This window comes from Photobacterium sp. DNB23_23_1 (genome assembly GCF_052873815.1).
Window position 1 is genome coordinate 47,716 of record NZ_JBNNXT010000005.1, and the last position, 13,218, is coordinate 60,933.

Annotated in this window: 10 protein-coding genes; 1 reads left to right on the top strand and 9 read right to left on the bottom strand. The window is 45.5% G+C overall.

From position 1 onward, the window contains the following. The first annotated feature begins 83 nt into the window (after positions 1-83). Complete coding sequence (locus ACVA53_RS04955; protein WP_255043009.1) at positions 84-1,400, top strand: anaerobic sulfatase maturase; 1,317 nt, start codon at positions 84-86, stop codon at positions 1,398-1,400. A gap of 258 nt (positions 1,401-1,658) precedes the next feature. Here the strand turns inward: ACVA53_RS04955 and ACVA53_RS04960 are convergent, their stop codons facing one another. The 9 genes from ACVA53_RS04960 to ACVA53_RS05000 form a co-directional block, all read right to left on the bottom strand. After that, positions 1,659-2,843 (bottom strand): patatin-like phospholipase family protein, encoded by a 1,185-nt coding sequence (locus ACVA53_RS04960; RefSeq protein ID WP_255043010.1) that lies wholly within the window; start codon positions 2,841-2,843, stop codon positions 1,659-1,661. Between the two features lie 249 nt (positions 2,844-3,092). After that, complete coding sequence (locus ACVA53_RS04965) at positions 3,093-3,992, bottom strand: LysR family transcriptional regulator (RefSeq protein WP_255043011.1); 900 nt, start codon at positions 3,990-3,992, stop codon at positions 3,093-3,095. Positions 3,993-4,061: 69 nt separating this feature from the next. After that, positions 4,062-5,399, bottom strand: a complete 1,338-nt coding sequence (locus ACVA53_RS04970) for a hypothetical protein (protein WP_255043012.1) — start codon at positions 5,397-5,399, stop codon at positions 4,062-4,064. Further along, positions 5,396-7,114 (bottom strand): VWA domain-containing protein, encoded by a 1,719-nt coding sequence (locus tag ACVA53_RS04975; protein ID WP_446504621.1) that lies wholly within the window; start codon positions 7,112-7,114, stop codon positions 5,396-5,398. Before ACVA53_RS04975 ends, ACVA53_RS04970 begins: the two co-directional genes overlap by 4 nt. Next, positions 7,104-8,159 carry a vWA domain-containing protein gene (locus tag ACVA53_RS04980; protein WP_446504622.1) on the bottom strand — a complete coding sequence of 352 codons (1,056 nt, stop codon included), beginning with the start codon at positions 8,157-8,159 and terminating at the stop codon, positions 7,104-7,106. The genes ACVA53_RS04975 and ACVA53_RS04980 overlap by 11 nt, the downstream gene beginning before the upstream one ends. Continuing rightward, a complete protein-coding gene (locus ACVA53_RS04985) occupies positions 8,152-8,718 on the bottom strand; it encodes a DUF4381 domain-containing protein (RefSeq protein WP_255043015.1) in 567 nt (188 codons plus the stop codon). Before ACVA53_RS04985 ends, ACVA53_RS04980 begins: the two co-directional genes overlap by 8 nt. A 2-nt stretch (positions 8,719-8,720) precedes the next feature. Next, positions 8,721-9,683 (bottom strand): DUF58 domain-containing protein, encoded by a 963-nt coding sequence (locus ACVA53_RS04990; RefSeq protein ID WP_446504623.1) that lies wholly within the window; start codon positions 9,681-9,683, stop codon positions 8,721-8,723. Positions 9,684-9,695: 12 nt separating this feature from the next. Continuing rightward, positions 9,696-10,682, bottom strand: coding sequence for an AAA family ATPase (locus ACVA53_RS04995; RefSeq protein ID WP_255043017.1), 987 nt, complete (start codon positions 10,680-10,682; stop codon positions 9,696-9,698). Positions 10,683-10,789: 107 nt separating this feature from the next. Further along, positions 10,790-13,105 carry a multiheme c-type cytochrome gene (locus ACVA53_RS05000; RefSeq protein ID WP_373689563.1) on the bottom strand — a complete coding sequence of 772 codons (2,316 nt, stop codon included), beginning with the start codon at positions 13,103-13,105 and terminating at the stop codon, positions 10,790-10,792. Positions 13,106-13,218 lie beyond the last annotated feature (113 nt).

Here is a 13,218-nt window from a genome sequence, read left to right on the forward strand (position 1 = left end):
GTTGGTATAAAGTGCCTTTACTCAGGACGGATGACTTATGACATCCGTCTTGTTGATCCCTTCTTGGAAGGAGTCTATAAACCATGCCCCAAAATCGCTCAAATAAAACTGTACCTGAAAGCAAAGTGGCACAGGGAATTCATGTGGTCAGCAAGCCCATCGGACCGGTGTGTAATATAAAGTGTGAGTATTGCTTTTATCTCGAAAAACACGCGCTATACCCCAAAAATGAACACTACCGTATTTCAGATGAGGTTTTGGCTGCATTTATTAAACAGTATGTAGAATCGCAACCAACGCCTGTTGTCGAGTTTCTGTGGCAAGGCGGAGAGCCGACCCTGCTGGGTATGGACTTCTATAAAAAGGTCGTTGAATTACAGGCACCTTATAAACAACAAAAAGAGATCCGAAACAGCCTACAGACTAACGGTATACGCTTAGATGATGATTGGTGCAAGTTCTTCAAGGCCAATAACTTCTTTATCGGTATCAGCCTAGACGGACCTAAAGATATCCACGACCGATACCGAAAAGATAGGCGCGGAGAAGGTACCTTCGAGCGCGTGATGCAAGGAGTCCGGCTTCTCAAGAAGCATCAGGTGGAGTTCAATGTACTTGCTTGCGTCGGCCGAGAAACCGCATCTCGGCCGCTTGATGTTTACCACTTTTTCAAAGAAGAAGGGATAGAATATATTCAGTTCTCTCCCATTGTTGAACGCGAACCAAATCAAGAAACGTCTGCCCAAGGACTTTGGTTAGCCTCACCAGCAACACTTGAACGGCTTGAACCCAACACCGAAGTGACACCTTGGACCGTAGACCCAAAACAATACGGTGAGTTTTTGATCGCTATCTATGAGGAGTGGGTCCGCCAGGATGTGGGGACAACATTTGTCATGAACTTCGAATGGGCTCTCACTGCCTGGATGGGCGAACCATCTCCGGTATGCATTTTTTCTCGGCAGTGTGGTCGCGCCGTGGCCATGGAGCATGATGGCAGCCTGTTTTCCTGTGATCATTATGTTTATCCTGACTATCGTTTGGGAAATATACTTTCCGATGAGCTAGGACAGATGGTTGAGCAGTCAGTTTTAAAGGGATTCGGGCCCCACAAGGAGCATACCCTACCACGCTGGTGTCGCGAGTGTGATGTGCTAAACGCCTGTTGGGGCGGTTGCCCAAAACATCGTTTTATCACGTCTCCCGACGGTGAACCGGGTTTACATTATCTGTGTGCGGGGTACCAAGCTTTCTTTCGGCATATCCGTAAATACCTACGCGCCATGGCAACATTGTTGAATAATGACCTGCCTGTATCCTATGTGATGGAAGCGGTAAAAGGACCTCTAGTGATCAAGAAAACTGGAGATATATCTCGCCAGAGCCGAGAAAGTGAATAGGCTTTTATTTTCGAAGCAATACCTTTAAGGCTTATACCAACCTACATAAATATTTGATCAGTCTTGCAGGTTAAAATCGCTGTTCTCTGCGTTAGATATTTTGTAATTAGAGCCACTAGTTACTGCAATATCAGCCTTGATAACAACGATTTTTCCAGTGCAAATACTTGATCAACTACTTATCCAGATTGGTATTACATTTTCATCATAGTACGTCGACACCGTCAGCATACTATGATGAAAAGAACAGCAACGCTATCAGAAGCCTGGCGGCATCTTACTCCAAGGATACCCTCTCAGCGCCATTTCGTAACCTGTTTGGAAAAGTGCCCGCATAAATTCAGTATCAAACTCCTCATGGTGAGGATGATTAAAATCTTCAGGCACATAAGCCAAGTTGTAATCAACACCATCTCGCTGTGTGATCAAATACACTCTATATAGGTCTCCGACCCCCTGAGTTTGTATCAAGGAAGATATAGCACGCTCTGCAATACTCATCGTCTGGCGTTCGACTGACGCCCACTTAGGATCCAACTTAGCATTACGTATTATGTAAGCATACCTTTCCCTCTCCACATGTTGCTTCTCAGATATTTCCTTTGTATGTAATTCAGGAGGATAGATGAACAGCTGCGACATTGTGCCACCATCAACATGCATTTCTTGATAATGTTGACCTCTTGCCTCAACGTCAATCATAACAGGGGGAAAGGCTCCAGGAATCGATGCTGAAGCAATTAATACAGAACGAAATAAATGCAATGCTTTCGGGTCACCGCTGGCCGCTATCTTTGTCATATTCCATATTACGGAATTCCTTGCATCAAGATCCACCGTCGCAATGAGGAGCATCCTGCCTTTGTCATGTTCGACAGCAATGGCTTCAAGTAAACGTTCATCAATCTCTTTTTCTAATAGCTCCCATAAGGGAGAAGTGTCAGCCATTGCATCAGAGGTGAGTGCAGCCAAAAACCAACGTTGCTCGATAATGTCTTCAGCAGATATATTCGTATATAAATTCCTCAGTCGAGCATCGTATTCAGAGCCAAGAAAAGCAAATGGTGCGATCAACGCCCCTGTACTGACACCCGTGACTAATTTAAATTCAGGCCTAGTTCCCGATGATGTCCAGCCGCTTAGCAAGCCTGCACCAAATGCACCATGATCGCCCCCTCCGGATATAACCAAAAAATGTACTGGTGGTAATGGCCCTGAATGTCCACTGGCCTTAAGTTGCTCTGCTTCCCGCCAAAAGGAGTCAAACGCATCTTTTTTGAGAGCCTCCGTATCTATCCCCAAGCGATAGCGGACATCTTCCATACCAGGAACAACTGCTTGATTTGTTAAATATTCTGGGACTGCTTGTTCTCTAATAATGCCAGCACAACCAGCGAATATTAGTGTGGAAATTAAGCCAATTGAAAGAGTAATACTTCGCATAAACCACACCTTATTAATAACAATTTGACGAGGTTCGACAATTACAAATTATAGGTGATTATCATGCAAACCATATTAAACATTGAAAGAACGTTTATTTACCTCTTAAGTAAAATGATAACTATTTCCAATATAAACACAGCGCTGAAATGGATGAATCCCACAGAAAATCTATCTCTGTAATGGCAAGTTATAATGCAATAACGTCAGGCGATGGAAAACGCCAACACTACATTGGGCGTTAAATAATCAACAATCTTTCACCACTTTAAACAACAATTGCCTTAGCCAGCGATGACTGGTTTCTGATGTTCGGCTGGGGTGCCATATCGCACACAGATCATAGATATCGTCACCAAACGGCAAAGGTAACGCTTTAATTGCATACCGTTCAGAAAAGGCATTGATAATGGATCTTGGTAAAATGCCAATCATGTCAGAGCCAGCAATTATAGGCAGCATTTCTACTGCGCCCGGTGCACGAACAACAATATTTCGTTGATCAAGCTCCGGAATATCCTCAGCATTTAATAAACTGCCGCGCGCATGCCAGCGGGACACCACCACATGGTCTTCAGTAATAAACTCTTCGATAGTGATCGAGTCAGAAAATCGAGGGTGATGCTTACAGCACACCACACTGAGTTCCTCAGAATAAAGGACCTGAGATTTTAACAGGCTACGTCCACGCGGAGGCAAATCTATCACCAGATCGTATCGCTGCAACCGTAAATCCGCCTCCATATCTTCAGTGAATAAAGGGTGTATTTCGAAAGCAATATTAGGCGCTTCCATACGTACCCTCTCGATCAATGCAGGAATAACGCTATAGCTTGCCACTGACACACAAGCGATAGAAAATATCCGCTTCGATGTTTTAGGGTCAAACTCTCGTGATGCCGATAAGGTTGAACTAAAGTTCTTCAAAGAAGCGGCTAAAGCTGGATAGATATCACTGGCAAATGCTGTTGGATCTACGCCGCTAGCATTACGGTGAAACAAGGGATCATCATAGATCTCCCGTAGGCGTTTTAGGCCCTTACTCACTGCGGGCTGACTGATATTCATGCGCACGGCTGCTTTAGATAGACTTTGCTCTTCAAAGATAGCAACAAAGATAGGAATGAGATTAAGATCGGTACTTTTCATCTTTTGAGTCACTTTACTATTCTTCCTCGATCCAACAATAGGCCAAAATATTCAGTCAGTTAAGGCCTATCAACGCGCCTTGTGCAGTTTATCTAAATTAGGGAGTGCTTTAGGTAGCTTTCCCCATCTTCGTGCGCTTTGCTTGCCACTAATCAGCCGCCACATCTTCATAAACACATTAGCCTTTTCTTCGCCGGCTTGGATTTGAACACTTGTTTTCGACCAAACGGTATCACTCGCCACTTTATTCATTTCAAGCGTGTTCGTTGTTTGACGTAAATGGCGATACAGTTTTCCCCTCGCTTGTGGCCACTTTCCCTTTTGGACATCAAACCAAAATAGAAGCCATGGTGGTTTAGGGTGGGTACGATAAAAACGTCGTGCCGCGAAAAATACCGCCAACGCAACAGCCACTGTCACAACAACTGCAATCAAGGCGTGTAGATTAGCCTTCACAAAAGAAGCAGGGGTATGACGAGCATGAAAATGTTTACCTTCGACAGTGACGGTCTCCAGTTGGTTGGTTTTGACATTCCACCACTGAAATTGATGCTCAGGCAAACTGAAATCACCGCCTTGCTGAATCACATACACGGTTTCTTCAACCCGGCTAGATTGATAATCCCCCCTTGTTTGCGAGTCAGCTAAACGATGTGGTTGAGGGTAACCTTGAAAGTAGGCCGATGACTCGCTATCAAGCAGATTTGGCAATAATACCGAAAGGCTATCTTGTGCCTGAATAGTCACCTTACGGGTAATAACATCACCCACTTTCAGCTCATCATTGGATTGTTTCCATTCTTGTTCTACATCCACATTAGATGCGGTAAACCAGGGACTTTGGTCACTCACTAAGCCTGAAGGTAAGGTGGCGTTAAACACCATGGGCTTGGTATACAACGTACCAGAGCTATTACCCCCACCAGGCGCTGATACTTGCACATTCACCGCCAACGGAGGAATAGAATATGTACCCGACTTGACAGGGTATAAAGTGATTTCCCATCGCTGCCTAGACCAAGTCACTCCCCCTTTTCTCTCGGTATAATTGGTCGCCAGCTGATTACGCTGCTTAGCGATGACATTCGGTATTTCAACTGCCTCTATTCGAGTGCCACCGGTGAACCAGCGCGGGGTTGCGACTTCAACATAAAGTATCACTTGTTGGTTAACGCTGAAGCTCGGCAGTTGGTTCTGATCTGTATCTGACCCCGTCCTAGAATCTGAGCCTGAATCCGCTAGCCAAGACTTAATCTCTACATCATTGCTAGTTTGTAAATCTGAAACTGTGACAGCGTAACTCGAGGTACTGCCTGCACAGGCAAAAATAACCATTAAGCGCACTAACAAATGAGCAGCGCTCTTTGTCTGCTGCTTCAATATACGTAATGAAAATAGTATCTTCATTGCTGTGCCTCTCCAGCTTCACTTGTACCATTCGAGACAGTGGTATGACTTGGCTCATTGAGCTGTAACTGGAATTTAGCCCGTAGGAAGTACTTAGGATCGGCCTCTACCCTTTTTAACCACTTATCCGCCAATTCATTGCTGCCCAAGATTTCATTGGCATTGAGCGTGTCTTTAATCATTAATTCACCCGCTGTTATTTCATCGGCTCCATCGGCAGTACGCGGTTTATCGTCATTTAATTCAAAAGATTCTTCAGGCCCGTCAGTGGTTCCCGCCTGGCTTTCACTAATTAGGTTAATTTCGTCGACAATACCGCCTATCACATCGAGGTTATGTTCAACACTCGGCCGTAATTCAGCAGCAAGGGATTTCTTATCTGCGAGTGACTGTAACAAGTCCCTTGCCGCTAGATACTCTCGCTGTCTCGCCAGCGCACTGGCAGCGTTATATAAGCCAAAATCGCTGTCCATTTGCAAAAAAGCACGGTGGGCTTGTTTATACTCAGAGGCATAATAGTAAGCAGTCCCCTTTCTTAACGGGTCGACAAAATGCTTTGCCGCGTCAAGATACTCGCCTTGATTTAAGAGTCGTTGACCTTGCTGATCAGGCGTTAGCCATAAATCCCACCACCATTGAGCTGCTTTATCCCATGTTGTCACCACTTCAGCTGGCTGCGAGGTTTGCGCTTTAGACGCCACAACGGTTTCGGCTTTCACCGTCGGTGCGACCAATAATGACCCGGTCAGTGACAGCACAACACACCACTGCACCAACCAACCTTTTCGAAACCAAAGCAACATGACTAAGGCTATAGGAAGTAACAGTTGATAACCCATGTCTTGCCAAGGCATGGATGACTCGCCGTTAAGCTGCATATTACGTTCAACTGAACGATTTAGCTGCTCAACATCGCTGCTATCAACCGTCATTTCAATAAATCGCCCATTCACTTCACTTGCCAGTTGACGCAATGAGTCAAAATCAGCAGGGGCATCACTGACAACATTATTGTTACCTGCCCCAAATATCATTAACTGGTAAGGCTTATCGCTAAAATACGATTTGAAAGCGGCAATCGTATTCGGGTTTGTCCCGTCAGATACTAATAACACGGTTGATCCCGGCTTGCCCTGAAGTAATTGATCAATTAACGGCAAAGATTTTTCCGCGAATTTACCTTCAACAGGCATTATTTCAGGGGAAATCGCCGCCAAAATGGGCTCAAACACTTTAGTATCTTGAGTCATGGGCATGGCAACATGCGCTGAGCCTGCAAACACAGCCAGCCCCGTACTCCCCCCCTGTCTAAGCGCTAACAAATCACGAACCTTCTGTTTAGCCCGCTCCAACCGACTTGGCGGTAAATCTTGCTCTAGCATAGATTCACTGCTATCAAGCAATACCAGCATTGACGCTTTATCTTCACCAAACGGCGACGCTTGTCGTTGCCACGTCGGCCCAGCGCAGACCAAGACACCAATAGTAATAATCAAGGTCAGTAACTTGAGGGGAAGTTGTTTGCTCCAATCTTTTTCGCCAATGGTTAACACCTTGCGAAGGTGATCGGGTAAAACATCTTTCCAGCCGGGTTGGTTGGCTTCCCGCCAACGCAGCCAAAACAATAGCCCCATAGGAATAAAAGCCAGTAACCATAGCGGTCGAATAAAATGAAATTGAGTAATTACCTGCTGTAGGCTAAGACTATCGAACATTGTTATTCTCCGCGCCTTTGGCTCCTGTAATTAGCTTCTTACGACGCATTATTGTCGCCAGCGAAAACGCGACAAGGTACATCACCACCACAATGGCAATAAGATAGTGATGAATACTTTGCTTAGGACGATAGGTTGAGCTTTCATAGAGCTGTGGCTCCAAGTTGCCGATCTCTTCGTAGGCATCTGAAAGTGCGGCGCGATCGAGTGCCACAAATGCCTGGCCACCAGACTCTTTGGCAACCCGGTTGATTGTTGTCATATCCAGAGCGGTTTCACCGACGGTTTTCGGATCACCCATCGCGATCATATGGATGCGAACTTCCTTGGCTTTTGCAACCTTTGCCGCTTCTATTGGTTCAACGAAGCTATCAGTATCATTGCCATCAGTAAGTACAATGGCTACTTTCTCTCTATCTTCATCACCTTTTTCTTGATGGCTTTGCTCAAACACCTTGATGGCTAGCCCCATCGCGTCACCAAGATGGGTACTCTGTCCAGCCATTGCCACTTCTGTTTCATTAAGAAGCGCGAGCCACACCTCTTGATCGGCGGTAAAGGGGGTTTGTAAAAATGCCGCATCACCAAACAAAATTAGCCCTAAGCGATCCCCTTGACGGGTTGTAACAAAATCCGCCAGTACCTCTTTCACCGCCTCAAGACGAGACACTTTCTGGCCCGCCGACGAGGTAAAGTCTTGCTCTGCCATAGAGCCAGACAAATCAACCAGTACCATCACATCCCGACCATAACTTCCTCTCACCTGTGGTTCACCCAAGATGGTTGGTTTTGCTAGTGCTGTAATAATCAGCACCCAAGAAATCGCCAAAGTCAGCCGCTGCCACCAAGACGGGGATAACTGATTCGCCCCTGTCGATGGTGTTTCACCCAAGGCCTCAATCAACTGGCTAAAAAATGGCACTTTAATCGCACTTTGCTTGGTTCGGTATGCTGGCACGAAATAGAAAACAATCAGAGGTAAAGGCAGAGCTAGAAACCACCAAGGATGTACAAATTCCAAATTGATTAACGAGAAATTAAACATGGCGACTTTCCCCCCGCCCTGTTCGCTCATTCGACCGTTTATCAAATAGCGATCTGACAGAAGCGAATTTTTGGGAATTGCCTTGATGCGTTTTCGCCCACAACACAGCACGTTGACGTAAAATTTCTCGCTCGCGGCTATCAAGAACGGTTGAAGGGTTAACCAACGACTGAACCCACTTCTGGGCTATTTCGTCATTAAATAAAGTACTTTCATCACTTAATTCATCGATCTTTTGCAAAAAAGATCGACCAAATAACTTGCCATTGGCGGGATCTAAATACACCAGCACCATTTTTAAAATAGAAAACAATATGTCTTCGAAGTGATGATGTTCAATCGATAAATGGGTTAAAGCCTCAATGGCTTCAGTTCGATAACGGTTACACCACCAGCGCAGCAGCCACCTATAACTCAAATAAGCCGCTACAATAATTAACACAACCAATAGCACTTTCCAGCCAATGGTTTGTGGCACCCAACTGATACTATCTGGTACGGTGACATCATTAAGCTCACGCAGTATGTACGTACTTGGAGGTGTGTGTTCAATACTCATGCTTATTGCCTCCCAACAAGTCGCTGAAACTGTGCGATATGAGCCCCTTTAGTGTCCAATTCAATAAACGGTAAGCTCTTCAATGCCATCAGGCGGGTCAATGATTGCCGAGTCAGGTAACTGCGCGCTGCCATACTCGCGCTGGCCTGATCAACTTTTTCTGTCGTATCGAGACTCAGCTGATACTGACCATCGCCAACGACCCAGTTTGATTTAGCTAACTCTCGGGGTAAGGTTTGCTCCAGCGGGTCATTAATCAACACAACCAATACGTCATTATGTATTTGTAACTGCTTGAGCTGATCAAGGTGGCGCTCCTCACAATCCCGCCAATCGGTCATAAATACGATGGTCGACTGAGATAGCTTCATGCGCTTAATTTGCTCGAGCCACAATGAGAAACTCACCCTATCACTATTGATCGTTTCTACATTGAGTTGCTGATTGGCGTTCGCTAATAGCTTTAACTGCGCCATAAAAGCATGCTGTGAACGCTGGGATTTACTGTGATAAATTTTCTCGGCAGAGGCGATGACAAGGCCAACACGATCACCATCTTTTAGTACCCGCCAACCGCACATGGCTGCAATTTCTGCTGCGATAACAGACTTCATCACGGTTGTGGATGAGAAAAACATCTGGCTACGCTGATCGACACAGATAATCACATTGCGATCTTTTTCTTCGGTATAACTTCGCACATGAGGTTTACCTGTGCGCAATGTGACTTTCCAGTCCAAGTTACGAATATCATCACCCAGTTGGTAATGACGTAACTCCTCAAAGTTCAGGCCCCTGCCTCGAAACAACGAATTATGTCTACCTGATAGCACACTGCCAGCTTTCAAATGGGGCAATAAACTAAACACACCAATTTGAGATTGTAAGCGCACCAAACGTGAGTAGTCACAGTAAATTCGAGTATCCAGCCCTGTAGAATGAGGCGCAATGTTTGGCTTTGCCATACAGCCCCCCGGTTATCCGATTTCTACATGGTCGAGCAACTCCTCGACAATCCTCAAATGGTTTATCCCATCAGCAAGGGCATCATAGGTAAGCGTAAAACGGTGCCCCAACACCATTGGCGACATGGCGCGAACATCATCGGGCAAAACGTGATCACGACCTTGCAACCAAGCGTAGGCACGAGCACATTTATCAAGGGCAATGGAGGCTCGGGGACTTGAACCAACCTCAATCCATTTAGATAAATTCGAATTGGGGTAACGCTCTGGCTTACGCGTTGCCATGACTAAAGCAACAATGTAGCGCTCAACCAGATCAGAGACGGTGATATTGGGTAGTTGGCGGCGAGCTTCCAAAACAACATCAGGATTGATATTGTCTTGCAAATCGTTGTTTGGACTAGTGACAATTGCTCCCAGCTCTTCACCTCGAACTAAGCGGATAATATCCCGTTCGGCCTCGTCTTCTGGGTATTCAACCGTCACTTTCATCATGAAGCGATCCATCTGCGCTTCCGGTAACGGGTAGGTACCTTCTTGTTCCACCGGGTTCTGAGTCGCTAACACCATAAACAACTCAGGCAATTGATGGGTCGTATCACCGACGGTGATTGTTCCCTCGGCCATTGCTTCGAGCAAAGCTGCTTGAACTTTTGCCGGTGCACGGTTCACCTCATCGGCAAGAACAATGCTATTAAAAATGGGCCCCGGCTGAAAATGCAACTGAGGCTTACCATCGAGATCTTGATAAATCTCCGTACCCGTGACATCCGAAGGCAAAAGATCAGGGGTAAACTGAATACGACCAAAGTCAGTACTCAACAAATTCGCCAATGATTTAACCGAGCGTGTTTTCGCGGTACCTGGTAAGCCTTCCAACAAAACATGACCATTGGCCAACAAACCTATTACTAACGCTTCCACCACATGGCGCTGGCCAATCACACTTTTCTCTGTTTGCTCAATAAGTCGATTAATCGCCTGCTGTGCTTGATTCATGACTTACCCTCATCGGTTAATTCTTTCGCTGTATCTAATGACGCTATCTTACCTGCAAGACTAATAACTAATAGTTATAAAGGCCATTACAGCTTAAGCCGAAAAAACTAATTGCGGACCTGTAATTTCAATTGACTAACCACTTCAGGCGGTACAATTTTGCCCAACTGCTGAGTGCAACGCTCAAAGTCACTAGCCACTTCACCTTGCTGATAATTCCGTGCTAGCACTTCACATTGGGCATAGAGGTGCTGCGGATTACCGCTAATACGAAATGCGGCAGACAACGCTTTACTGGACGCTAACACATCGGTTTTTTCCAACGCCAAACCGTAGACATACCAATAGTGAGGATTATCTGCAGCCATCTCGGCAGCTTGTTTCAAATAGCCGTTAGCTTGCTTTGTTTTTCCCACACGCAAATAGGCTAAACCAGCACTGTATGGCAGCACACTGTCATTGGGTTGTGCCTTTATCCCTTGCTGCAACACTTCCAGCGCTAAACCTTCTTGCTTTTGGTTACGATATAAATCAGCTAAATTGACATAGCTATTAGCAAAATAAGGTTCAATCTCGATAGCCCCTTGATACCATTCAATCGCTTCATCCATTTCCCCCAGCGCACGATAAACATTGCCAAGGTTGGTCCGGCCAAAACCTCTGTCTGCGTTAAATTTCTGTATCTCTATATACTCTTGTAAAGGCTTATTTAGGCTACTTCGTTGCTGAATATTCATCTGCGACCAGTACCCAACCAAGGCTCCTGCCGTTTCTGTTCTCACTGATAGGACAGGGTCATTTAGCAAAGGGGAGAGAATTTGCCAGCGCTCAGGCCAACCGTAGCCCGATGACCCTTCAATAGCACCTAACCTTATAAACTCACTATCATTTTTTACTGCCCTGGCTATAGCGACCAAGGTGTTTTGCCCCGTATTTCCCGCTATTCTGGACAATGCCGATGCTCGAATAATATCGCTTAAACTGGCATCTTGTGCTGTATACGAAAGAGCATCTGGCGCCGCATTATGGCCAATGCTATCGGCATAGAACGCCACACCGAAGTGTTGTTGACGGTAATCAGAATCGGGAAAGTGCTTCACTAACACCTCGTCTGCCCATTGATTCGTTTTATCCTCGTGACATCCCGTACAGACATTTGGCGTATTGATATGCTTACTTAAATCTGGCCGTGGCACATGCCAGCTGTGATCGCGCCGAGGATCAACCTGCATGTAAGTCGTTTCTGGCATGTGGCAAGTCGTGCACTTAGCTGCTTCTGTGCCAGCATCATGAAGGGTGTGCTTGCTTGATACATACTTAGGAGAGACATGGCATTGGCTGCAAACCGCTTCTTCTGGAATTTTCAACTGAGCCGTATGAGGATCGTGACAGTTGGTACACGTTACCCCTTTCTCGGCCATTCGTGATTGCAAAAATGAGCCATAGACATAATCTTCATCGTAAATTTGGCCATCAGGATAATAAAGTTCAGGCGTGATAAGACTCAGCCGATATTTATCCAAAAACGATCCTTTAACATGACTTGCCGACTCATTAAGCTGTGTACGCCGACTGTGGCACTGGGCACAGGTTTGCAACTGATCCGTTGGATGTATAGATTTTGGTTGTAGGGTTTTATGACCGTCAAGGAATACCCACTCTTTGACCGCTTCACTGAGGTCTCGATCAAAGCCCATTAAGGTATTTGCATGTATCAGTTCATTCGAATCAGATGTGGTTAGTTTATCACTGGATTTCGCGATGTATTCAATATGCGCGCTTGCAGGGCCGTGGCAGGCTTCGCAGCCAACATTGATTTCAGACCACGTAGTATCATAAGAATCTGACTTTTCATCGTAATTTTTTTTGAGATTGGTTGAGTGACAGTCAGCACACATGAAATTCCAATTTTGACCAGCATTGGTCCAATAGAACTCATCTACAGGCGTTGTCTCTGGATAGAGATGAAACCAGCGTTGGCCGCCCTGCTCTGGTGGACGAGAATCCCATGCGAAGGGAATTAACTGTACTCGGCCATCGGGAAATTCAACCATGTATTGCTGTAAAGGGTAAACGCCAAAAGTATAGCTAATTTTAAAATCCGCGAATTGTTGATCGGCACCTGCTATATGGACCCAGTATTCTCCTTCTTTCTTGAAGAACCGGTTTGTTTTTCCATTATGCTTCAGTGTCTCATCAGAAAAGTTGCCTAAAACAGAGTCTGCAGCAGCATGCTTCATTGCCATTTCATGATGCGAACCTCGCCATGCTTTCACCTGTTCATCATGACAATCCATACAGGCTTCACTACCCACATATGTTGATGTTTGCCCCAATACAGGTTGACGAATCAATAGAACAACCAAGAGTCCTAAAAGTACGATGATACATCCGCTGTACCAATTTAACCGTGCCATAACCATCCTTGATTGAAGTAAGTTCTCTGACATAAAGATAGAGTACGAAAAACAAAAAAGGGCTCCGAAGAGCCCTATTTATCCAAGTGATATCACAGTTCTCGCTGAACCTCGTAACT